The sequence below is a fragment of the Azospirillum sp. TSO35-2 genome, assembly GCF_003116095.1.
GTDB lineage: Bacteria > Pseudomonadota > Alphaproteobacteria > Azospirillales > Azospirillaceae > Azospirillum.
Genome location: NZ_LGRA01000008.1, coordinates 774,899 through 796,828, shown reverse-complemented (window position 1 = coordinate 796,828; position 21,930 = coordinate 774,899). Strand labels below are relative to the sequence as shown.

The following is a 21,930-nucleotide window of genomic DNA, read 5'->3' as shown; positions in this document are numbered from 1 at the left end:
CGGGAGGCGGTGTATAGGCCGGCCGGAAAAACCGCGCAAGCGCTTTTTTCCCCAGCCCGTCGTTTTTCGTCGCAGGTTCCGCTGTCGCCGCGCACCCGATGCCGTACAAGGCCAACGAGGGGATCATCCCGCCGCGCGCGACCGCCAATCCAGATTGTCGCGGAGGATGGCCGGCTGGGCCGGCAACGGGCGGTCCACCACGGTCGGTGATCTCTCGGTGAGGTGGCGAGGTCCAGGCACAAGGCTCTGATCGGACGCAGCCAGCGCGATCGAATTCTGCCTGCGCCGAAGCTCGCCGTGGCCGTCTCCCGCAAGATCGCCTGATCACCGCTGCCCCGCGATGGATTCCACCCTCACGCTGAAGCCCAGGGAAGACTGTTCGTATATTCAGATTTTGTTAACATCCCATGCTGAGCATGTTTGTACACCCGCAGTTGCCCCGGCTGCCGATCTGGCCCAAGAGCTTGAGAGCGCACCCCGTTCATGCGACCGATGCATTCAGTCACGATTCCGTTTGTGGACGGCGCAAGGGGCCTGCGGTGACGGGCATGCACCCGAACGGCGGGCTGCGCGTCGCGCTGTTCGAACCTTTCGCCAAAGAGGCCGAGTGGGCCGAACGCGAATTGTCCTTGCGCATGCTGTCCGCCCTGGACACCAAGGGCTGGGAGGCCGTTATCGTCCGCCGCGCGGCGGAGATCGACGCCTTCAACCCCGACCTGGTCGTGTCGCTGCATCCGCAGGTCACACCGAAGCTGACCGGGCACCTGACCATGGCGTGCGACTGGAACCCGCCGCAGCTCCACGCTTCGCACCGGTTCTTCGCCCAGAACGAACGGTCCTATGACGGCTGGCTCACCGTCAACGAGGGGATGCGGCAGCGGATGGCCGACCTGTTCTGGCCGACCGCGCGCCCGCTGCTGACCGCCCCGATGTATCCCAGCTCTCCCGCACTGGCGCTGGAGCCGAAGCTGGGTCCGGACAGTCGGCTGTTCTACATCGGCTCCAACTGGGACGGCAGGCGCTTTCCTCTGATGCTGAGCATGCTGGCGCAGGCCGGCGTGCTGGCGCTGCACGGCCGCCGCGACCGGTGGGAGTATCTGGCCGATGCCTTCACCGGCGAATTGCCCTTTGACGGGCATTCGGTGATCGAGCGTGCCAATGCCTGCGGGATGGGGCTATGCCTGCATCTGCAGCCGCATGTCGAAGCCGGCATTCCGAACATGCGCATCTTCGAACTGTCGGCGGCCGGGGCGCTGACCATCGCCGGCCACCATCCCTTCATCATGGATGCCTTTGGCGACAGCGTCCTTTATGTCGACACGACCGCCGGCGAGTTGGAGACGGCCGAGCAGATCCTTACCCATGTCGCCTGGGCGCGGGCCAACCCGGCGCGCGGACGGGCGATGGCGCGGGACGCGCAGGCGGTCTTCCTGGAGAAATTCAGCCTCGAGGTGCTGTTCGATCCCCTCCCCGACCTCGTCGCGGACGCCCGGCCGAGGCTTGGCCTGACGCCTGTTCGCAGCGGCGCGCCGCCGGTTCCCGTCGATCTGGTGCTGCCGGTGGATGAGGGCGGCTGGGACGACGCCCTCCAGCGGCTGGAAGCGGTGGCCGGGCAGACGGCCGGCCCCGTTGGCGTGGTGCTCGTCCTGCCCGACGGCATGGGGGAGACCGTGCCGGACAGGCTTGTCCGCCGGCTTGCCTCCCTGCGCGTCTTGCCGACGGCCGACGCACTGTCGTCGGGGTCCCGCCTGTGGGCCGGGCTGCGGGCCACGGAGGCCGAGTGGGTCGGCATCCTGCCTCCCGGGGCGCGGCCCTTTCCCAACCACGTCGCGGCGCTGCTGGCCGCGGCGGAGAACCTCGGCGTGGACGGCGTCCATGGCGGGGCACTCCAGCCGATGCTGCCGGAAGAGATGGTGGAGCTTTACCAGGCGGAGCTGCGGCCGACCGCCATCGGCTTCGACGCCGTCGACGCCACCAACCCCGCATCCACCGCGGCCACCCTGCATCCGGCAAGCCTTCTGGTGCGGCGGGAGCGCCTGAAAGCCATGCTGCGCCGCGATCCGGAGCTTGGCGGCGCGGCGGCCGCCTTCCTGGCCCATCGGGTCGCGGCGCAGGCGCCCTTGGGGTGCAGCGGCCTGCTCACCATGCGCGCTGCCGACCGGGCGGATGCCGGGCTGGCCGAAGAGCAGGAGCGGCTTTGCCGCCTGACCGCCTTTATGCCCGTCCCATCCGCCACCACGGTCGGACCGCCGCCGCTCCCGGAGCAGGTGACCTGCTACTTCGACTTCGATCCGAAATTCGCCGCGCGCTTGCCGCGCCTGTGCCGGGATTCGGACTTCGCGGCCCTTCCCGGCGACCGGCCCATCTATCTCTACGGCGCGTCGCGCGGCGGGCGCATCCTGCAGATGGCGCTCGGCAAATGGGAAAACCTGTCGCTGGCCGGCTTTCTGGACGGGATGCGCAAGGGCAAGGCGTGGGACCTGACCGTGACGACACCGGAGGCCGTCGCCGACGCGCTCCGCGATGCGACGGTCATCATCTCCAGCCAATATGTCTCGGAGATCGCCAAGCGCCTGCTGCGGGTCGGCATCGCCGATCCCTACAACGCCTATCCATTCATCGTGCGGCATATCCGGTCGGAGGCGTCACAGAGGCTGCGGGACGCATCCGTGCATCCGGCCTGAAGGGGAGTGCGACCATGCGCGTCGGTGTCTACAGAGGATTTCCCGCATCGGCAGGAGGCGGCTTCCAGTACGAGGCGTCGCTGCTGGACGCCCTGTCGGACCTGACCCCGCATGTTCCCTACGATCTGGTCTGCGTCAATCCCGCAGGCGAAAGCCTGCGCGGGATCCTGCAGTCCCGCCGTCTCCACTATGGCCGGATGCCGATCCTGCCGCTGGGCGATCTGGACATCCAGCAGGGACCGCCCGAATCCTACCTGTCCACCGATGGCGAGGGCGGTCGCCCGCCGCCCCCGCCGGACGAGATCGTGCTGAACACCGCCATGGGACAAGCCCTGCGCGAGGAGGACATCGACCTTCTGCTCACCCTCCACCCGTCGCTGATCGGACCGGAGGCGCTGGTCCCCTTCATCGTGCCGATCCATGACCTGCAGCACCGCCTCCAGCCGGAATTCCCCGAGGTCAGCGCCGACGGCATCGCCGCCCTGCGGGAGCAAGCCTACCGGACGATCTGCCGCTACGCCACTCTGGTCCTGGTCGATTCGGAGGCGGGACGGCAGGACGTGCTTCGCTTCTACGGCGACCTGATCGACGGCGACCGCATCCGGGTGCTGCCCTTCTTTCCACCGGTCCGCCGGTCCCGTCCGCCGACGGAGACGGACATGGCCAGGGTCCGGAGGCGTTACGGACTGCCGAACCGCTATTATTTCTATCCGGCGCAGTTCTGGATGCACAAGAACCACCGCCTGATCGTGGAGGCGCTCGCCCGTCTTGCCGATGATGGGGACGAGGCCATCAGGGTCGTGTTCGCCGGAAGCTACACGGAGAAATGGCGGGCGCGGACCTTCATCGATGTGATGGCCCTGGCGGACAAGCTGGGGGTGCGCGACCGCATCCACTATCTCGGCTTCGTGCCCGACCGCGACATGCCGGCGCTCTATACGCTGTCGGCCGGGCTGGTCATGCCGACCTTCTTCGGTCCCACCAACATGCCGCCGCTGGAAGCCTGGACCTTCGGCCGGCCGGTCATCGTCACGGACCTGCCCAGCATCCGCGGCCAGCTCGACGACGGCGCCCTCTACATCGACCCGCGTGACGCGGAGTCCCTGGCCGGCGCCATGCGCACGCTCTGGCACGACGACGCCCTGGCGGAAACGCTGGCCGCCAACGGCGCCCGCCGCCTCGCCGGCTACCGGCATGAGGATTTCCTGGCGCTGCTGCGAAGCGTCCTGGACGAGGCGGTGGACCGTGTCCGCACCCGCCGCACCCCCGCCTACCCGATCGCATGGCCGCAAGGCGGCGGGGGAGCGGGGTGATGGGCCTGTTCAGCGGCCTTTACAGCGACCATGCCGCCGCCCAGCCGGGGACCCAGACCTACGACGACCCGCGGGTGGTGGCGAGGCTGGTGGAGGCGCGGTCGGCCTTCCGTTGGGACGGGGTTCTCACGCCCCTGTTCCAGCAGCTTGCCGCGGCGCTTCTGTCCGGAGCGATGCGCGGGGGAGGCTTCGACGGCCGGCTGAGCGTCTGCGACTTCGGCGGCGGGCTGGGAAACGGGCATGCCGTGCTGTCCGCCATCCTGGGGGAGGCCGTTCGGCTGGACTGGGACGTGGTGGAAACCCCGGCCCTGGCCCAGGCCGGCAATGAACGGTTCGCCGGCGACGGCTTGCGCTTCCATGACTCGCTGGACGCGCTGGAGGACCGGGAGCACGACCTGATCCTGGTCTCGGGCGTGCTGCAATATCTGGCCGATCCGGAAGCGGCCTTCGCCCGGCTGGCGCGCCGGCCGCACCGCCACATGGTGATGAACCGCTTTCCCGTCCGGCAGGCGGCGGCGCCTGCAACCGCCGACCTTTGCACGGTGCAGGATCTGGGGCTTCTCCAGGCCGGGGTGTCGGTGCCGCACTGGTGTTTTTCCGAGGAGCGTTGGCGTCGCATCATCGACGCCACGCACGGCACCGTCATGCGCTGGACCGACGGATTCGACGGACGGCACGGGCTGGACGACGGCAGCGAGGTGTCGTTCATCGGCATGCTGCTGTCCCGCCGCCCCGTCCCATCCCGGATGCCATCGTTATGATCGAGACCATCGACCATGACGGCCGCACCCTGGCGATCATCGTCCGTGCGGAATTCCGCGAGCCCGGCATCACCTTCTTCACGCCGTCCAGCTTTTCGCAGCAGCTGGCGTTCATGCGCCACCCCGCGGGAAAAACGATCGCGCCGCATCTTCACAACCCGGTGCATCGGGAGGTCGATTACACCCAGGAGGTCCTGCTGATCCGGCGCGGGATTCTGCGGGTCGACTTCTACGACGGCGGCCGGACCTATCTGCACAGCCGGCTTCTGCAGGCCGGCGACGTCATCCTTCTCGCGTCGGGCGGGCACGGTTTCCAGGTGATCGAGGAGGTCGAGATGGTCGAGGTCAAGCAGGGGCCCTTCGCCGGTGCCGCCGACAAGAGCTGCTTCGACGGCGCCGAACCCGAGCGGATCGTGATGGCCCCGGATCGTGCCCCGGACCGCAACGGACAGTGAGCACCGCCGGCCGGTGGAAAGGAGGGCCTCCGTGATCGTCGTGAGCGAGCCGTTGCTGGACGGCAAGGAACTGGAGTACGTCCGCGAAGCCGTCGAGACCGGCTGGATCTCTTCGGAAGGGAGGTTCATCGCGGAATTCGAGCGCCGCTGGGCGGAGCATTGCGGCACGGCGCATGGCGTGGCCGTGTCGAACGGCACCGCCGCCCTCCAGCTCGCCATGCGCGCGCTCGATCTGGAACCCGGGTCGGAGGTCATCCTGCCGAGCTGCACGATCATCTCCTGCGCGGTGGCGATCCTCGAGGCCGGCTGCGTTCCCGTCCTGGTCGACAGCGACGCTGAAACCTGGTGCCTCGACCCCGATCAGGTCGCGGCGAAGATCACGCCGCGCACGCGCGCCATCATGCCGGTGCATCTCTTCGGCCATCCCTGCGACATGGCCCCCCTGTGGGAGCTGGCGGAGCGGCACGGGCTGCACATCGTCGAGGACGCCGCCGAGGCGCACGGCGCCGAATACCGCGGACGCCGCTGCGGCGGGCTGGGGACGCTCGGCTGCTTCAGCTTCTACGCCAACAAGATCGTCACCACCGGCGAAGGCGGCATGGTCACCACCGACGATGCGATCCTCGCCGACCGGCTGCGCTCGCTGCGGAACCTGTGTTTCCGCCGCGACCGGCGCTTCCTTCACACCGAGCTGGGAGTCAATGTCCGACTGACCAATCTCCAGGCCGCCGTCGGTCTGGCCCAGGTCGAGCGCATCGGGGACCATATCGCCCGCAAGCGTCGCATCGCCGCGCAGTATGGCGTGCGGCTGGCCGGATTGCCGCTCGCGCTTCCGGTCGAGCGGCCCTGGGCGCGCAGCGTGTACTGGATGTACGGGATCGTGCTGGACGACGATGTGCCGTTCGACGCGGCCGAATGCGCGGTCCGCCTGCGCGACCTGGGGGTGGACAGTCGCCCCTTCTTCCTCGGCATGCATGAACAGCCCGCCCTGCTGGAGCGCGGCCTGTTCCGGGGGGAGCGCCATCCGGTGGCGGAACGGCTGGCGCGGCGGGCGTTGTACCTGCCGTCCGGCCTCGCCCTGTCCGACGCCGAGCTGGAACTGGCCGCCGATGCGGTGCGGAGGGTGCTGGCATGAGCGGGATTTTCGGACCGGCCTACGCCGCGGTCTATGACGCGCTGTATGGCGAAAAGGATTACGGGGGTGAAAGCGACCTGATCGCGCATCTGCTCGCCATGCATGCGGACAGCCCCGTCGCGAGCGTCCTGGACCTTGGATGCGGGACCGGCGGGCACGCCCTGCCGTTGGCGGCGCGTGGGCTGCGTGTGACGGGGGTGGACCGTTCCCCGGCCATGCTCGCCCGCGCCCGCGAGAAGTCGGCGGGGATGGCCGCAGCGGCGGTTGCCGCGCCCGACTTCATCGAGGCCGATGTCCGGACGCTTCGCCTCGGCCGGGTCTTTGACGCCGCGATCATGATGTTCGCCGTGCTTGGCTACCAGCATGACGACGACGCGCTGCTGGCCACCCTGGCCTCGGTCCGCCGCCATCTGCCGCTGTCCGGCCTTTTTCTTTTCGACATCTGGTACGGCCCCGCCGTCCTCGCCCAGCGGCCGGGAGATCGGGTGCGGTCGATTTCCCATGCGGACGAGCGGATTTTCAGAACCACGCGGTCGGAACTCGACATCCGTGCCCAGATTTGTCGGATCGATTTCCATGTGCTCAGGCTCGCGGGGGACCGGGTTGTCGGCGAGGATCGGGAGACGCATGCCATGCGCTTCTTCTTCGACCGGGAACTCGACCTGGCGCTTGCCGCCTGCGGCTTCCGGCTGGAGGCGCTCCGCGCCTTCCCGGACATCGGCCGCGAGCCGGACGAGACCACATGGACCGTGATCGGCATCGCACGAGCCCTGCCGTGACGCCGGTCAGCGCGCCGACGCACCGGCGCTGCCGGGGAAGTAGGCCGACAGCTCGGCACCGAAGGTCCGGTCGGCCAACGCCCGCTCCTCATCGGTCAGCAGGGTGGCATAGCAGTCGCGATGGCCTTTGTTGATGAAGCGGCGACGGCCTTCATAGCTGCGCGCGAGTTCCGGCCGGTAGAAAACGCCGTCACGCCGGTTGCGGACCTCCTCCGCCTCCAGCGCGGCCATCGCCGCCATCCTGCTGCGTTCCACCGCCATTGCCTGCCGGTCCACCGGAACCGGCAGGTCGAGGAAGCGCAGGATGGCCGCCAGTTCGCGGTCGGGGTGATCGACCAGATCGGCGTAGGTGACGAGATGCACCGGGATCTCGCGCTGGTCCAGCCAGGAGCGGACATGCTGGAGCCAGGGGCCGGCGACCTCGAACTCCGCCCCGCCGGTCGTCAGCCAGCCATGGACGAATTGACGGAACGCAGGGCCATCGGCCGGGCCGCCTTCCCCGTCGTCGGGGTTCAGGAACCGGCGGTAATCCCATGCCGACATCATGACGTCGACGGGGTGACGGATAAGATACACCGCCTTGGCCGTCCGCCCGACGCAGGGTCGGTCCGGTCCGAACGGGAAATGCGACTTGACGATCCGGGGCCCCTCCGGCACGGCGAACGGCATCGCCGGCCATGCGTGAATGTCGATCACGTATTTCTTTTCGAGGTCGCCGATCGCGGCCGCGTCGCCGAACAGGCAGTGAAACATCAGGAACCCGAGATAGGTGACTCCCGACTTCGGGAAGGCCGAAAGACTGATCAAGTCCCGCATGGATCGACGTCTCCCCGCATCGCACCCCAACCCACCCCGCAACCCACCCCGTCACCGGCAAGATCAGAAAGGCCGGATACGCAACACCCTCCGGGTTTGCAGAGTCGTGGTTCAGCTCCCATGATGGCTCGCACGCCTACAACCTCACGTTTCTGAATTCTCAGCATGAAAAACGCCGCCAGTTGTGGTTTCCGACACTTTGATTGGGCAGGATAATTGCTTTGATGTATTAGAATTGTTATACTGATCAGCATTCGGTGTCTAATGTTGCGGCGGCGGGGGACGAGGACGCGGATGATCCGACCGGCATCGTCATTCCCGAATGCCTTCGCTGAGGAGGAGAGGGAATTCGACCGGATCGCCGTCAGGGACTGGCGGGAGGAGATCCGCCGCTCCACCCAATCCCATTACTATCACCAGATAGGTCTGGCGCTTGAGGCTTCGGGAGACCGCTGTGCCGCCGTGAAGGCGTTCGAGCTTGCGGTCGCGGTGGATCCGGGGCGTTACGCATCCGTGCTGCGCCTGAACCGCCTGTTGCGGGAGGCCGGCGACCTGGAGCGTGCGCGATCCGTCCTGGCGCATGGCGGCGACCCGGATGCCGTGGCGCGGGCGCTGGTCGATGAGGCGGAGGCCGCCAGGAACGGCGGAATGAGCGACGATGCGCTCGCTCTCGTCGCTCATGCGCTTGCCGCCAGCCCGCACACCGCCGCCGCTCGTCTGCCCGACCTCATCATCGAACTGGCCGGTCAACTCCGCGACCGTCATGACGAGGCATTGCGCTGGTGCAACCTTGCGGCGCCCTACGCGCGGGACCGCTATGGCCTTCACCATCAGCGGGGCTTTTCCCTGCTTCTGCTGAACCGGCAGGACGAAGCGAGACGGGAGCTGGCGGCCGCGATCATCCTGGCGCCGGACCGGATGCCGTCCTGGTATGTGCTTGGCCAATATCACCGACTGCGCTTCGAAACCGAAGCCGCATTGGCGGCCTACCGGCGCGTTTGGGAGAGCGGGCACGATCTGCGATGGTGGGCCGGCCTGATGATCGCACAGACATTGCTGCTGGACGGCCGGCTCCGCGAGGCGATGGCCGCCTGCGACGCCGTCCGCATGAAGAATCCCGATATGGGCTGGGCGCTCATGATCCGGGGGCTGGTGCAAATCCGTGCCGGAGACCTCGGTGCCGCCGCCCGAGCGTTCGACAGGGGCCGGCTGGAGGATCCCGATACAGCCAGAGGGCGCGTGTTCCGCGGCATGCTCAGGCTTGCCTGGAACCGGCCGCAGGCGGCGTTGGAGGATTTCAACGGCGAGCGCGGGGACTTCGCCTGCCTTGCCTTGCCCCGCCTCGGGCGGGCGCGGGCGCTGTTGGAGCTGGACGCCGCGGAGGAAGCCCGCCGTTTGGTGGGCGCGGCGGTGAAGGACGAGGCCCAATGGGTCGCCGCCACGCTGCGGCTGCTGGGACCGCTCGGGCAGGCGCTGGTTCCGCTGCTCGCCGCCGTCGGGTTCGACGCCCCGCCCGGCGTTGCCGGCGTTGGCGTGCCGACTTGACGATGGATACACTCCGCCCCCCGATTGCCGAGACGCCGGCCGACCCGACGGTTCTCGACACGCCTTTCTCGGTCTTCAACATCGAGCTGACCAACCGCTGTCCCTTCAGATGCGTCATGTGCGCGCGCACCGGCAACATGACGCGCCCGCAGGGGCTGATGGACTTCGGCCTGTTCCGCCAGGTGATCGACGACTATGTCCGGGAGAACCCGAAACAGGCAGCGCAGGCGGATTGCTGGCTGCATCATTTCGGCGAAAGCCTTGTTCATCCCGATTTCGACCGCTTCGTCGCCTACGCCTCGGCGCGCGGCGTGTTCACCGCCCTTTCGCTGAACCCGCTGATGCTGAAACGGCCGACGGCGTTGGCGCTGCTGCGCGCCCGCCCTGCCAAGCTCTATCTGTCGATCGATGGTCATGACGATGCGTCGTTCGAGCGCATTCGTGGCGTTGCGGGCGCGTACGACGCCTCGGTCCGCAACCTCCTCGATTTCCTGGAGCTGAAGAAGTCCTTCAAATCCAAGGTCCAGGTCATCGTCTCGATGATCGATTTCGGCCTGAACGGGGACAGCATCGCCCGGAAGCGGGACTATTGGTCGAACCTGGAAGGCGTCGACGCCTTCTTTGCCAAGGAGTTCGTCACCTGGGACGGCAATGCGCCGGACGTGAACGTCCTTGCCGGCAACCGGCCGCCGCAGCAGGACCATGTCACCTGCCGCTTCCCATGGAGCCGGCTGACCGTCACCTGGGACGGCGACGTCGTGCCCTGCTGCTACGACTATGACAAGCGTTATGTCCTGGGCAATGTGGCGCAGCAGTCGTTGAAGGAGATCTGGAACGGCGCGCCGATGCGGTCGCTGCGCCGGGAATTCCTGGACAACCGCGTCTCCAATCCTTTGTGCCGCAATTGCGATTATCTTCGCGCCTGACCCGCATCCGCCACGACACGCAGAAAGGACACCGCCGATGTCTGTTCAACTGGAGGAGATGGTTCCTCTTTTCCGTGCCGGACGTGCCCTGGCCTGGGACCATTTTCGTCAGCAGCAGCGTTCGGCAGAGCGTCAGCTTCTTCTGACCGCCCGCGCTCTGGGCGAGTCCTTGCGCATGCGCAAGAGCATTCCCCACCTGTCCGACGTCGAGTTCACGGTGTTCTCGCAGACCGGCGAGGATGGCATCATCGAATGGCTGATCCAGAACCTTCCGGTCCGCTCCGAGAGCTTCATCGAGTTCGGCGTTCAGGACTATACGGAGAGCAACACGCGCTATCTGATGCGCAACCGGAACTGGCGAGGACTCGTCCTTGATGCGAATGTGACGCATATCGAGACGATCAGGAACGACGAGATTTATTGGAAACACGATCTGGCCGCAGAGTCGGCTTTCATAACGAAAGAAAACGTGAACGACCTGCTGTCACGCGGCGGCCATGGCGGCGAAATCGGTCTGCTGAGCATCGATATCGACGGCAATGACTATTGGGTCTTCGATGCTGTCGACGTGGTTCGCCCGGACATCGTGATATGCGAATACAATGCGGTCCTGGGTGACGTGCATGCATTGACGATCCCATACGATCCCGCGTTCCAACGCTCCATCGCCCACCCCTCCTGGCTTTATTTCGGCGCCTCGATCCGGGCGCTGGAGCAGGCGGCAGCACGCAAGGGCTATGCGCTGGTCGGCAGCAATGGGGCCGGCCACAATGCCTTTTTCGTCCGTGCCGAGCTTACCTCCCATCTGTCGATCGGGGATCGGAGCGCACGCCCCTCTCTTTTCCGGGAATCCCGGGCGGAGGACGGGAGCCTGTCTTATGTGGGGGGAGTGGATCGAGCCGCCCTGATCGCGGACATGCCGGTGCTCGATCTGGAAACCGGCCGGACTGCACCGCTTGCCAGCCATGGACCGATCTACAGCCAGGATTGGCAGGCTCGGATGGGAGGCCGCCGCGGGTGACCACGGGGAGAGGGCGGTGGATCGCTTGCCCCGGAGGTGGCCCTGGCGGTTCTGTCAGCCTTTGCGCCAGCGTGTTTGACAGCGCGGGGCTGGCGTAGAGGATCACCTCGGTTCCGGAGGTGATCGATGCACTGTCCACACGGCTCTTCGACCGCGACGACGGAGCGTTCGGATTGGACGGCCCACGGCTACCGCCGCTTCCGCTGCCGGGAGTGTGGGCGCGGTTTCGACGAGCGCACCGGCTCGGTGCTGAACCGGCTCCGGCTCAAGCTGAGCCTGCGCGATCTGCCGATCGGCGTGGGGTTCTGACGCCGATCGGCACGGAAAGGCGTTGCTGATAATGGACATTACAGGGTTCCAGCCGCGCGCTGTTTCACACCCTGGCACCGGTCAACTTCGGCGGTTTATACACCAGCGTCCTCCGCCGCGGCGTCTTCCCTCTTCATCGCGCCGCGCGATCGGCCGAGTGCCCCCAGCCCGAGGAGGATCAGCAGGACCGAGGCATAGGGCAGCGCCTCCAGCCCGAACAGCGAGGAGGTGCTGCCGGCGACGAAGGAGCCCGCCGCCATCCCGACATAGATGCACGACGCATTCAGCGCCAGCACCAGCCCGCGCAGACCGGGCGCCAATTCGACCATGCGCCGCTGCTGCGACGGCATGAAGACGTCGCTGGCCAGCGCCCAGGCGACCAGAACCACCAGCGCCGCCGCGATGTGGCCGGGCAGCAGGCGCATCGCCAGGAAGGCCCCGGCCATCACCAGGAGCGAGGCGGCGATCAGCGTTTCGGCAGCCCAGCGGTCGCCCAGCCGGCGGGCGACCAGGTTGCCGCCGACCCCTGCCACGCCGTAGACGAGCAGTGCCAGCGAGACGGTCCCGGCATCGGCGCCGTACTGGTCGTGCAGGATCGGCGCGATCAGGGTGTAGGTGGCGAACAGCCCGGCCATTTCCAGCACCATCACCGCAAGCCCGCCGACGATCGCCGGGCTGCGCAGAGCGTCCAGCAAATGGCCGAGCCGCACCCTCTGCCCCGACACGCGGTCGGCGATGCGCAGTCCGATCAGCAGGGCGGCAGACGCGGTCAAGACTCCGATCGCGACGAACAGCACCCGCCAGCCGGCCACCGCCGCACCCCAAGCGGAGAGCGGCACCCCGATTACCAGCGCAACAGTCATGCCGCTGAACACCACCGCCAACGCCCTGCCCTGGTCGCTCGGCGGTACCAAACCGGAGCCCATTGCTGAGGCCACCGGCCCCACCGCGGCAGCCCCCAGGGCCGCCAGCACCCGCATCGCCAGCAGAACCGGATAGTTGGGCGCCAGTCCGGTTCCCACCGCGCTGACCGCCATCACCGACAGCCCGCACAGAAGCAGGGTCCGACGCGGCAGATGCCCGACCATCACCTGCAAGATCGGCGCGCCCACCGCAAAGGTGATCGAATAGGCCGAGACCAGGAAGGCCACCGCCCCCTCGCTCAGGCCCAGCGATCCGGCCATGACCGGCAGCGCCCCCACCACCGCCAGCGCGCCGGTCCCCATCCAGAAATAGGCAAGGCTGAGCAGTCGAAGCGCGAGGGCGGCGGAGCGGGCCGGCGACGAGTGGACAGTCATGGCGATCTCCTGTGAGCGACAAAACATCCCCGTGACTAGCCGTATCCATGGTATAAATGAAATCGATTCCTGATATCCGACGTATATCTGTAATGGATCACTCATGACCGATTTGAAAGGCATTGACCTCAATCTGCTGGTCTCGCTCGACACCCTGCTGGGGGAACTGAACGTCACCCGCGCCGCACACAAGCTTGGCATCAGCCAGTCGGCCCTGTCGGCACAACTGGCGCGGCTGCGGGCCCTGTTCGGGGATCCGCTGCTGGTGCCGGCCGGCACCGGCCGCGGCATGATCGCCACCGCCCGTGCGTTGGACCTGCAAGCGCCCCTGCACACCGCCCTGAAGGCGCTGGAGGTGACAATTACCCGCCCCTCCACCTTCGATCCGATGACGGCGGAGCGGGTATTCACCATCGCCGCCAGCGACAACGCGATGGTGCTGTTCGGTTGCGGTCTGGTGGAGCGGTTGAGCGGTACCGCCGGTCCCGGCATCCACCTGTCCTTCCGCACACCGAGCGTCGCGCAGATCTTGTCGCAATTGGAAAGCGGTGAATTGGACATTCAGATCGGCTCCAACCGGGCGGTTCCGCCGACGATGAAAGCGCGGCTGTTGGTGGAGGAGAACTACAAGGTGGTGCAGCGCAAGGGACATCCGCGTGGCACCGCCCCTCTCGACCTCGAGGTTTATTGCGCACTCGACCATGTGCTGGTGTCGCCGGCCGGCGACCGCTATGGCTATATGGACGAGCAGTTGGAGGCGATCGGCCGGCGGCGCCGGGTGGTGATGACGGTGCCGCAGTGCTTCCAGGCTGCAATGATGGTGCGGACCACCGACTATGTCAGCACCCTGCCCTGCCGCTTCGTCAGCCGTCTCACCGACTGGCTTGATATGTTTGACCTGCCGTTCGACGCGCGGGGATTTTCTTTGTATGCCGCCTGGCACCCGCGCAACCACGCCGATCCCGGCCATATTTGGCTGCGCCGCCAGTTGGCGGAGGTCGCAGCCGCCCCTGCCTCAGCAGGGTCTGTCGGCTCCCGCGCCAAGTCCGGAGGGTGAGCAGGCAGAGGCCATCGACTGGGTGGTTCGGTCACCAGGACGAGCGCAATCCGGCCGACAGGTCATGATCGGGCGCCGTCAAGTTGACCTTGGAGCACCGGCACCGGGCAGGGTATGGGGTCGCTATGACGACGCCCCATACGCCCACTCGTCCACCCCCAGCACATACAGCGGCTGTGCACGCGCGACGAAAGCGCGTGGCAACGCGGGCAGGGGGCTGACGGGTGCCGAGGGCGGACGAAGATGGTGATGCGGTCCGGCTCCGGCAGAACATGCTCGACGCAGAAACCGTTGGGGCTCCTGGGGAGGAGGCGCTTTGTCACGGTGAATTGAATCCGCTGCGATGTTCACCTCATGTGCCCATCCCTGGGGTCCGGCGCCACCGGCATTACGCAAAATGCGGAAGAACCACTCCATTCGTCCTTTACACCCCGGCGGTGGAGAGCCTTACGCCACCTGCCTTACGCCACCTGATAGATGCGCACGTCCGGGACGTCCTCGAGCAGCGGCTGGAGGGAGCCGTAGACATCGGCGCTGAACAGCTCGCTCTCGAGGTAGGCGGCGGCATTGGCCGCGCTGTCGAAGCCATGCAGGACCTGCACGTCCTCGTCGCGGACCAGCAACGCCTTCGACGTGGCGCCGGCGATGGTGTCGAGGAACGGAGCCTTGTAGGTCTGATAGACCTTGGCGGCTGCGGCCCGGTTCGCTTCGGCGATCTTCAGGGTGATCTGCAGATAGACCATGGCGATGCTCCTATGGGAGAAAGAGACGGGTTCAGGCCTGACGGCCGGCCATGACGCCGCCGTCGACCGGCAGCACGGTGCCGGTGATCCACGACGCGTTCGGCGAGGCCAGGAACAGGATCGCTTCGGCGACGTCGGCCGGCTGGCCGTTGCGCCCCAGCGGGTGGAAGGCGTTGAAGGTCGGCAGGGTGTCCTTGACCTGCTCGTCCGTCATGAAGGTGTTGTAGACCGGTGTCTCGACCACGGCCGGCGCCACGGTGTTGATGCGGATGTTCAGGGGCGCCAGCTCGATGGCGAGGTTGCGGGTGAGCGCGTGGACACCGGCGTTGGCGGCCGAATAGGCGGCCGACGGGGTGGCGCCGATGGCCTGCAAGGCCCACAACGATCCGGTTTGCACAATGGCACCGCCGCTGCGTTGCTGCATCGCCTTGGCGGCAGCCTGCGCCATGAAGAACTTGCCCTTGAGGATGGTGTCGAGGAACCAGCCATACTCGGCCTCGTCAACCTCAAGGAATGCCTTGGGACGGAAGACACCGGCATTGTTGACGAGGATGTCGACGCCGCCGAAGGCCCGGGTCGCCAATTCGACCAGCGCCGCCGCCGTGGCCGGCCGGGCGATGTCGCCGGCATGGATGCGCACCTTCGCCCCGGTGGGGTCGATATCCGCGGCGGCCTTCTTCAGCTTGGCCTCGTCACGGCCGCCGATGACCACGCTGGCGCCGGCCTGTACCAGACGGGCGGCGACCTCCTTGCCGATGCCGGACCCGCCACCGGTCACGATGGCAACCTTGGAAGAAAAGCTATTCATGGCCTTACCTTGTCGATGGAGTGAGGCGGCGCCGGACCATCGAGATTCGGCCGACGCACCGTGTATGAGCGCCATTCTTCCGAGCTTTCCCCCAAGCCGCAAACGAGATAAAATGCCGCGCACTAGAAGAAAAACTTTATCGATATGAAGTCCCCGGTTCACCTCAACGCCTTGCGCGCATTCGAAGCCAGTGCCCGTCACCAGAGCTTTTCCGCTGCCGCGGCCGAACTCAACGTCACGCCGGCCGCCGTGGGGCAGCTTGTCCGCACGCTGGAGGACTGGCTGGGCACTCCGCTGTTCCACCGCAGCACCAGCGGGCGCGCCCGGCTCATCCCCACCGAGACCGCCGAACGTGCCTTGCCGGACATCCGGGCGGGATTCGACAGGCTGACCCTGGGGCTGGAGCGGCTCAAGGAAAGGGCGACCAGCGGTGTGCTGACCGTGACGGTCAGTCCCGCTTTCGCCGCGAAATGGCTGCTGCCGCGCATCGATCGCTTCCAGGCCGCATGGCCGGATACCGACGTCCGGCTGGAGACCAGCCTCAAGCCGGTGGATTTCGTTGCCCAGCGGATCGACATCGGCGTGCGCTATGGCGCCGGCAACTGGCCAGGGCTGGTTGCGGAGAAATTGATGGACGAGGAGGTCTACCCGGTGTGTTCGCCCGCGCTGCTGCGCCAGCCCGGACGGCTGCGCAATCCGGGCGACCTGGCGCTGGAAACCCTCATCCATGACCTGTCGATGGACGCTCACACAGGCTTTCCAACCTGGGACGCCTGGCTCCGCAAAGCCGGCATGGCGGAGGCGGCGACCACCCGCGGCATGAAGATCAACAACTCCGCAGCCGTCCTGCAGGCGGCAATCGAGGGCCAGGGCATCGCGCTCGCCCGCAGCGTCATGGCGCGCGACGATCTCGCCGCCGGCCGGCTGGTCCGGCTTTTTCCGGACATCGACTTCGCCTCGGTGCTGGCCTACTACGTCGTCTATCGAGCTGAATGCACCAGCCTGCCGAGATTGGCGGCCTTTCGGGACTGGCTCCTGGAGGAGGCTTCCGCGCAGAGTCGACCGGCATAAAGGGCGCGCGCCGATTCACACGCCCAAGGCAGGGGCTAACCCGGAGCACGATCGAATCTCCAGCGCCTCAAAGCTGGTTGGAACGTTCTCCCACCATGTCGTCTCTCATGCCGATGTTCAGCATCCAGCGCCAGCTTACCTGGGTTTTCTGTTCCTCTGCGGCTCGGCTCCCGTCGACGACGTGCGGTTACGCAATCCCACGTCGATCATCTCCGCTCGGTCACCAGATCGCCCGCCACCCTGTTGGACAATGGCGGTTAGCTGGCGCGCACGCGTGTCAGGAACCGCCCCACCTCATCGTTGAGCGTGTTGGCCTGGAGGGCCAGTTCGCGAATGCCCTCCAGCACTTCGAAGGACACCTTGCCGCTGCCGCCGGCTGCATCGTTGACGCCGACGATGCTGCGCGAGGTCTCCTGAGTTCCCTGGGCCGCTTGTTGCACGTTGCGGCTGATCTCGCGCGTGGCGGCGCCCTGCTGCTCGACGGCCGAGGAAATGGAGGTGGCAACCTCATTGATGCGGGTGATGACGCGAGCGACGTCCTTGATCTCCTGGACAGCCTCCCCCGTCGCCGCCTGAATGGTGGCGACCTGCGCCGCGATGTCGTCGGTCGCCTTGGCCGTCTGCGTCGCCAGCGTCTTCACCTCGGAGGCGACGACGGCGAAGCCCTTCCCGGCTTCACCCGCGCGGGCGGCTTCGATGGTGGCGTTCAGGGCCAAGAGGTTCGTCTGACTGGCGATGGAGTTGATCAGCTCGACCACCGCCCCGATCCGCTCGACCGCGGTGGCCAAGCCCACGACCTTCTCGTTGGCCCGGCCGGCCAGGCTCATCGCCTCTCCGGCGATCTGCGACGAGTGGCCGACTTGCCGGCTGATCTCCGCGATGGAGCTGGAAAGCTCCTCGGATGCCGCGGCGACGGTCTGCACGTTGGCCGAGGTCTGCTCGGTCGCAGCGGCGGCGTTGCTGGCAAGCTGGCCGGTCTGGCTGGCGGCGCGGGCCATCTCCTGCGCTCGGACCTCCATGCTCTCGGCCCGTCTGGTGACAGCGCCAATGACCCCGCCGACGGTCTGCTCGAAGCTGTCGGCCAACTGGCGCATGGCCTTACCCTTCTCCTCCTCGGCGCGTGCCTTGAGGGCGGCCTGTTCCGCCTCGAAGGTCTTGTTGTCCACCAGACTCTGCCGGAAGATGCCCAGCGCCTCCGCCATCTCGCCGATCTCGTCCGTGCGCTCCCGCGCGGGGATCTCGGTTTCGACGTCACCGGCGGCCAAGCAGCGCATGGCGTGCGTGATCCGCATGATCGGCCGCGCTACGAGGCGGTAGATCAGCCCGCCCAGCGCCAGGACCAGCAAGACCACCATGCCGACGGAAATGACGGCCAGGAGCGTCCGGAAGCCGTCGATCGGCTCCATGAGCTTCGCCCGGTCCATGCTGATGCCGACGTACCAGGTGACCGACGACAGCCCCTTGATAGGGAAGAAGCTGGTCATCGTGCCGTCGCCGCGCTCGACGGGGGCACCGTTGGCGGCGAAGCGCGCGGGATCGACGTTGTCGGCCAGCTTCTTCATCACCCGGTTCTGGTCGGGATGGACGAGGACGGTGCCCTCCGCGTCCACAAGGAAGGCAAAGCCCTTGCCATCCAGGGACAAGCCGGAGAGGAACTCGTTGATGCGCGTCAACTCGAGATCGCCACCGGCGACCCCGGCGATGCCGTCCTTGCCGGCGACCGGACGTGCGATGGTGATCGTCAGCGCCTTGGTCGAGGCGCTGATGTAAGGCTTGGTGATCACGGTCCGCTTTTCCGTGGCGGCGCTTTCGTACCATCCCCGCTTGCGGGGATCGTAGCCCTCCGGAAGCGTCGTGGCGGGTTGCCGAATGAAGACGCCGTCGTTCCTGCCGAAATAGACGGGCACGAAGCTGTCAGTGAGCGCCTTCGTTTGCAGCAGGCGGTCGACGCCTTCGGTCACGCCCGCAACCTCGAGGGTCTGCGCCAGGTTTTCGAGCAGGCGCTGGCGGCCATCCAGCCAGTTTGCGATTCCCAGCGCGGCGGAGTCACCGATCAGGCGCGTCTGCGTCTCGACCCCCTGCAGGAGCGTCTTCTCGGCAATTGACACGCTCAGCGCGGACAAGCCGCCGACGCCAGCCATCATGAGAAGCGAGGCGGCGATCAGGATCTTGTAGACGAACTTGGTCTTCTTGCGCGTGACGACTTCATTCAACCCGTTGGGCATGCGAACCTCCGCAATGGATCCCTGCCAGCCGGCCGAGCGGCGTTCGTTGCTCAAGTGGCTGCCATATGGCGGCACGGTAGCGGGCAGGACAGGACAGGACATCAAGGCGATGCTGTGCAATTGATATACTAGTATGATAGTCACATTTTAATAGATAGGATCCTAAGTAATTTTTCCGGCCGGCATGTGGCGGATTGCCTCGCTTGTGCCAGAGAGCATACCCTCCGTCGCACTCGGGGGTCGAGTGGGGGTCACTCCGTAGTGGCAGACGAAAATACGCGCTAAAGCCGCCATGAGACCGTCGCAAACCTGGGGGCCTTCACGCCACAGGACGGAAGGGGCGGCAGGCGTATGGCTCGGCGGCGTGATCCGCGGCGACCGTGCGCGTCGACCCGAGCCGTGACCAGGACGCGCTGCAGGCCGGACAGGGTCGCCTTGCCCTCAATCAAGCTTAGCCCGAGCGTCGCCGCCTGACCGGCTTCGGTGCGCTCACCCTCGGAGATCACCTGCCGCGTCACCGCACCATCCCCGCCCGTCACCTCAACCACGACCCGCCACGTCATCGCGGCCCCCGACCGCTGCCATCCGGATGCGCGGTACCATTCTCCCCCCAGATTTGCGACGGTCTCTCAAAAGTTCGAGGCCGCCGGGTCGGGCGCCGAGCGACTTTGGCCATGTTGCACAGCTATGTGGCCAATGGGCCGAAATCGACTGTTTTTCAAGTTCGACGGCAAAGGCGAGGCCCGCCCAGCCGCGCCCGGGAAAAGGAGCATTGATCCGATGGTCCTAAGCAATCTGCTCCCCATGGACACGCTCGGCGCCATCGAGAGTGCCGGAACGGTGACCTTCGGCCTCTGGCTGCCCTGGGTTTCCGCCTCGGACGGCAACGCGGTCAGCGTGAAAATCATCCACGAGGACGACCAGTACGTCCAGGCGTTCCCCCCGCGAGAGTTCAGGCTCACCCACAGCGTTGTCGCCCCCCACGGCGACTACTGGTCGGCGACCGTCCCGATTGCCGGTACACCCGCGCCCCCAGAATCCGCCTGGGGAAAGTCAGGCCGCTACGCCTACCGCTACGTCGTCGACAGCCCGAACGTGGGCCGTCTCGACTGGGTCGTCGATCCCTTCGCCCGGGAGTTCGGTGTCGGCAAGCTCTCCGCCTTCACGCTCGGCTACACGCCCTACGCGTGGAGCGCCACGGAGGCGACCTGGAAGACGCCACCGCTCCAGGATCTGGTGCTCTACGAGGTCAACATCGCCGAGCTGGGCGGCGACCTCGACCGCGCGCGGCGGCTCATGGCGTACCTGCGCGACCTTGGCGTCAACGCCATTGAGGTCATGCCGCTCTCGAACGTGGGCGCGTCGGTGGACTGGGGATACCTGCCGATCGGCTACTTCGGTGTGGACGAGCGCATGGGCAAGCGCTCGGACTTCCAAGCGCTGGTCGACATGGCCCACCAGAATGGCATCGCGGTCATCGTGGACGTCGTCTACGGCCACACGGGCACCGATTTCCCCTATTACGACGTCTACACGCGGCTGCGCTACGACGAGAACCCGTTCATGGGGCCGTTCGCCCAAGACCTCTTCAGCAACTCGGGTAGGAGCACGGATTTCCGTCGCCAGCTAACGCGCGACTATTTCCACAGCGCGGACCACCACTGGCTGGACGTCTACCACGTCGACGGCTTCCGCTACGACTGCGTCCCGAACTTCTGGGACGGTCCGCTGGGGGTGGGCTACGCAAACCACGTCCACGCCACCTACCAGCTGGCGAAGGGCAAGGCCGCGGCCGGGGAGCGGTATTGGACCCGATTCGACGGCGGCGCGGGGGCACCGATCAGGCTCATCCAGTGCGCGGAACAGCTCGAGGCGCCGCAGGGCGTGCTGCGCGAGAGCTACTCGAACTGCACTTGGCAAAACGCCACCTACGACGCGGCGGGAAGGGTTGCGCGAGGGGAGCGTGGCCGGCTCTTCGACCTGGGCATGTCGCTGGGCCTGTTCGGCTACACAAAGAGCGAGAGCGCCAACGGAGACGTGATCCAGAAGACCGCGCTGCAGTACACGGAGAACCATGATCACGAGCGCTTCGTGTGCAATTTCGGCATTTCGAACCCGGACGAGGCACAGAATCCCCTCTTTGCCGAGGGAGACCGCGACAGATGGTACATGGTCCAGCCCTACCTGATCGCGCTGCTGATGGGAAAGGGCGTTCCCATGCTCTGGCAAGGGCAGGAGTTCGGAGAGAACTATTTCCTTCCTCCCTTTGGCGCAGGGCGCGTCGGGCTGCTCCGCCCCCTGCGTTGGGATTACTTCTACGACGCCGCCGGACAGGGGCTCGTGCGACTGGTCCGGAAGCTCCTCCAGATCCGGAAGAACCGATCCCACATCCGGCAAGGTGACTACTTCTTCTTTAACGATTGGGACCGTTATCAGCGGCACGGGTTGCTGCTGTTCGCGCGCTACAGCGGCGCGAGCTACAGCCTAGTCGCGGTCAACACGAGCGACACCGAGCGGACAGTTCCCTTCTGGTTCCCGGTCGGGGGCGACTACGTCGAGGAACTCCATGGCGGCAGCCTCGGCCTCGCCGCCGTACCGCCGCTCGGCGAGGTCACACTGACCGTGCCGCCGTACTATGGACGCGTGTGGACAGCGGCCGGTCCGTGAGGCGACGTTGCGCCCGTACGCGGGCCTTCACCACATGCCGCGAGGCCACCGGCGCGGCTCAGGTCCGCTGACCTGAGAGGCGAACGCAGGTCTGCTGCCCGCAATTCCACGCTCCGCCAGCAACTGGACAACACCCGCTGAAATCCTGGCAGGGAAAGTGAGGGGGCGGGTGGTCGTCGACCTCCGACGCCGGCGGCGTGTGATGCAAAGCGATGCGCTCCGGGCCTTTTGCAGACAGTTTTCCATACGTGCAATCAGAACCCCCCTTGACATCGATACCGACTGGTACCGTAAGATACCAATCGGTATCGAACGAC

The 21,930-nt window shown here is 66.6% G+C and carries 18 protein-coding genes and 1 pseudogene; 13 read left to right on the top strand and 6 right to left on the bottom strand.

Annotated features, from left to right (window positions below; all coding sequences use genetic code 11):
- Positions 1-434: 434 nt before the first annotated feature.
- Genes TSO352_RS33145 through TSO352_RS05045 form a run of 6 tightly spaced genes read left to right on the top strand, consistent with a single transcriptional unit; the run spans position 435 to position 7,127 of the window.
- The gene (locus TSO352_RS33145) at positions 435-2,684 is read left to right on the top strand and encodes a glycosyltransferase (protein ID WP_158284528.1); all 2,250 of its coding nucleotides are present in this window, start codon (positions 435-437) and stop codon (positions 2,682-2,684) included.
- A gap of 14 nt (positions 2,685-2,698) precedes the next feature.
- The gene (locus TSO352_RS05065; RefSeq protein ID WP_158284527.1) at positions 2,699-3,997 is read left to right on the top strand and encodes a glycosyltransferase family 1 protein; all 1,299 of its coding nucleotides are present in this window, start codon (positions 2,699-2,701) and stop codon (positions 3,995-3,997) included.
- Positions 3,997-4,758: a methyltransferase, TIGR04325 family gene (locus TSO352_RS05060; RefSeq protein ID WP_158284526.1), complete on the top strand. Its 762-nt coding sequence runs from the start codon at positions 3,997-3,999 to the stop codon at positions 4,756-4,758. Before TSO352_RS05065 ends, TSO352_RS05060 begins: the two co-directional genes overlap by 1 nt.
- Positions 4,755-5,213 (top strand): hypothetical protein, encoded by a 459-nt coding sequence (locus TSO352_RS05055; RefSeq protein ID WP_109106233.1) that lies wholly within the window; start codon positions 4,755-4,757, stop codon positions 5,211-5,213. The genes TSO352_RS05060 and TSO352_RS05055 overlap by 4 nt, the downstream gene beginning before the upstream one ends.
- A 31-nt stretch (positions 5,214-5,244) precedes the next feature.
- Positions 5,245-6,348 carry a DegT/DnrJ/EryC1/StrS family aminotransferase gene (locus TSO352_RS05050; protein WP_109106232.1) on the top strand — a complete coding sequence of 368 codons (1,104 nt, stop codon included), beginning with the start codon at positions 5,245-5,247 and terminating at the stop codon, positions 6,346-6,348.
- Positions 6,345-7,127: a class I SAM-dependent methyltransferase gene (locus tag TSO352_RS05045; RefSeq protein WP_109106231.1), complete on the top strand. Its 783-nt coding sequence runs from the start codon at positions 6,345-6,347 to the stop codon at positions 7,125-7,127. The genes TSO352_RS05050 and TSO352_RS05045 overlap by 4 nt, the downstream gene beginning before the upstream one ends.
- A gap of 6 nt (positions 7,128-7,133) precedes the next feature.
- On the opposite strand, the gene TSO352_RS05040 is transcribed toward TSO352_RS05045, so the two are convergent.
- The gene (locus tag TSO352_RS05040) at positions 7,134-7,943 is read right to left on the bottom strand and encodes a sulfotransferase domain-containing protein (RefSeq protein ID WP_109106230.1); all 810 of its coding nucleotides are present in this window, start codon (positions 7,941-7,943) and stop codon (positions 7,134-7,136) included.
- A 294-nt stretch (positions 7,944-8,237) separates the two neighbouring features.
- Here TSO352_RS05040 and TSO352_RS05035 point away from each other — a divergent pair, with 294 nt between their 5' ends.
- The 4 genes from TSO352_RS05035 (at position 8,238) to TSO352_RS05020 (ending at position 11,744) form a co-directional block, all read left to right on the top strand.
- Positions 8,238-9,488 carry a hypothetical protein gene (locus TSO352_RS05035; protein ID WP_158284525.1) on the top strand — a complete coding sequence of 417 codons (1,251 nt, stop codon included), beginning with the start codon at positions 8,238-8,240 and terminating at the stop codon, positions 9,486-9,488.
- Between the two features lie 2 nt (positions 9,489-9,490).
- Complete coding sequence (locus TSO352_RS05030) at positions 9,491-10,414, top strand: radical SAM/SPASM domain-containing protein (protein ID WP_158284524.1); 924 nt, start codon at positions 9,491-9,493, stop codon at positions 10,412-10,414.
- Between the two features lie 37 nt (positions 10,415-10,451).
- Positions 10,452-11,435 carry a hypothetical protein gene (locus tag TSO352_RS05025; RefSeq protein ID WP_199231487.1) on the top strand — a complete coding sequence of 328 codons (984 nt, stop codon included), beginning with the start codon at positions 10,452-10,454 and terminating at the stop codon, positions 11,433-11,435.
- 126 nt (positions 11,436-11,561) lie between these two features.
- Positions 11,562-11,744 carry a hypothetical protein gene (locus TSO352_RS05020; RefSeq protein WP_109106227.1) on the top strand — a complete coding sequence of 61 codons (183 nt, stop codon included), beginning with the start codon at positions 11,562-11,564 and terminating at the stop codon, positions 11,742-11,744.
- Positions 11,745-11,839: 95 nt separating this feature from the next.
- On the opposite strand, the gene TSO352_RS05015 is transcribed toward TSO352_RS05020, so the two are convergent.
- Complete coding sequence (locus TSO352_RS05015) at positions 11,840-13,042, bottom strand: MFS transporter (protein WP_158284523.1); 1,203 nt, start codon at positions 13,040-13,042, stop codon at positions 11,840-11,842.
- A 103-nt stretch (positions 13,043-13,145) separates the two neighbouring features.
- On the opposite strand from TSO352_RS05015, the gene TSO352_RS05010 reads away from it, so the two are divergent.
- Positions 13,146-14,099, top strand: a complete 954-nt coding sequence (locus TSO352_RS05010) for a LysR family transcriptional regulator (protein WP_109106225.1) — start codon at positions 13,146-13,148, stop codon at positions 14,097-14,099.
- Between the two features lie 461 nt (positions 14,100-14,560).
- On the opposite strand, the gene TSO352_RS05005 is transcribed toward TSO352_RS05010, so the two are convergent.
- Both TSO352_RS05005 and TSO352_RS05000 read right to left on the bottom strand, forming a co-directional pair.
- Positions 14,561-14,842, bottom strand: a complete 282-nt coding sequence (locus TSO352_RS05005) for a hypothetical protein (RefSeq protein ID WP_109106224.1) — start codon at positions 14,840-14,842, stop codon at positions 14,561-14,563.
- A gap of 31 nt (positions 14,843-14,873) precedes the next feature.
- Positions 14,874-15,650: an SDR family NAD(P)-dependent oxidoreductase gene (locus TSO352_RS05000; RefSeq protein WP_109106223.1), complete on the bottom strand. Its 777-nt coding sequence runs from the start codon at positions 15,648-15,650 to the stop codon at positions 14,874-14,876.
- A gap of 144 nt (positions 15,651-15,794) precedes the next feature.
- Here TSO352_RS05000 and gcvA point away from each other — a divergent pair, with 144 nt between their 5' ends.
- Positions 15,795-16,721, top strand: a complete 927-nt coding sequence (gene gcvA / locus TSO352_RS04995) for a transcriptional regulator GcvA (RefSeq protein ID WP_109106222.1) — start codon at positions 15,795-15,797, stop codon at positions 16,719-16,721.
- A gap of 257 nt (positions 16,722-16,978) precedes the next feature.
- On the opposite strand, the gene TSO352_RS33805 is transcribed toward gcvA, so the two are convergent.
- Together TSO352_RS33805 and TSO352_RS04985 are read right to left on the bottom strand one after the other, a co-directional pair.
- The gene (locus tag TSO352_RS33805) at positions 16,979-19,000 is read right to left on the bottom strand and encodes a methyl-accepting chemotaxis protein (protein WP_158284522.1); all 2,022 of its coding nucleotides are present in this window, start codon (positions 18,998-19,000) and stop codon (positions 16,979-16,981) included.
- A 302-nt stretch (positions 19,001-19,302) separates the two neighbouring features.
- Positions 19,303-19,509 (bottom strand): annotated as a pseudogene (locus tag TSO352_RS04985) (ISKra4 family transposase); the annotation flags it as partial.
- A gap of 241 nt (positions 19,510-19,750) precedes the next feature.
- On the opposite strand from TSO352_RS04985, the gene TSO352_RS04980 reads away from it, so the two are divergent.
- Positions 19,751-21,613 carry an alpha-amylase family glycosyl hydrolase gene (locus TSO352_RS04980; protein ID WP_199231486.1) on the top strand — a complete coding sequence of 621 codons (1,863 nt, stop codon included), beginning with the start codon at positions 19,751-19,753 and terminating at the stop codon, positions 21,611-21,613.
- Positions 21,614-21,930: the final 317 nt, after the last annotated feature.

Coding starts and splice junctions, on each gene's coding strand:
- TSO352_RS04980 (WP_199231486.1), top strand. CDS start 19,751: ATGGACACGCTCGGCGCCATCGAGAGTGCCGGAACGGTGACCTTCGGC.
- TSO352_RS05005 (WP_109106224.1), bottom strand. CDS start 14,842: ATGGTCTATCTGCAGATCACCCTGAAGATCGCCGAAGCGAACCGGGCC.
- TSO352_RS05055 (WP_109106233.1), top strand. CDS start 4,755: ATGATCGAGACCATCGACCATGACGGCCGCACCCTGGCGATCATCGTC.
- gcvA (WP_109106222.1), top strand. CDS start 15,795: ATGAAGTCCCCGGTTCACCTCAACGCCTTGCGCGCATTCGAAGCCAGT.
- TSO352_RS05010 (WP_109106225.1), top strand. CDS start 13,146: ATGACCGATTTGAAAGGCATTGACCTCAATCTGCTGGTCTCGCTCGAC.
- TSO352_RS05045 (WP_109106231.1), top strand. CDS start 6,345: ATGAGCGGGATTTTCGGACCGGCCTACGCCGCGGTCTATGACGCGCTG.
- TSO352_RS05015 (WP_158284523.1), bottom strand. CDS start 13,042: ATGACTGTCCACTCGTCGCCGGCCCGCTCCGCCGCCCTCGCGCTTCGA.
- TSO352_RS05000 (WP_109106223.1), bottom strand. CDS start 15,650: ATGAATAGCTTTTCTTCCAAGGTTGCCATCGTGACCGGTGGCGGGTCC.
- TSO352_RS05020 (WP_109106227.1), top strand. CDS start 11,562: ATGCACTGTCCACACGGCTCTTCGACCGCGACGACGGAGCGTTCGGAT.
- TSO352_RS05025 (WP_199231487.1), top strand. CDS start 10,452: ATGTCTGTTCAACTGGAGGAGATGGTTCCTCTTTTCCGTGCCGGACGT.
- TSO352_RS05060 (WP_158284526.1), top strand. CDS start 3,997: ATGGGCCTGTTCAGCGGCCTTTACAGCGACCATGCCGCCGCCCAGCCG.
- TSO352_RS05065 (WP_158284527.1), top strand. CDS start 2,699: ATGCGCGTCGGTGTCTACAGAGGATTTCCCGCATCGGCAGGAGGCGGC.
- TSO352_RS05040 (WP_109106230.1), bottom strand. CDS start 7,943: ATGCGGGACTTGATCAGTCTTTCGGCCTTCCCGAAGTCGGGAGTCACC.
- TSO352_RS05030 (WP_158284524.1), top strand. CDS start 9,491: ATGGATACACTCCGCCCCCCGATTGCCGAGACGCCGGCCGACCCGACG.
- TSO352_RS05035 (WP_158284525.1), top strand. CDS start 8,238: ATGATCCGACCGGCATCGTCATTCCCGAATGCCTTCGCTGAGGAGGAG.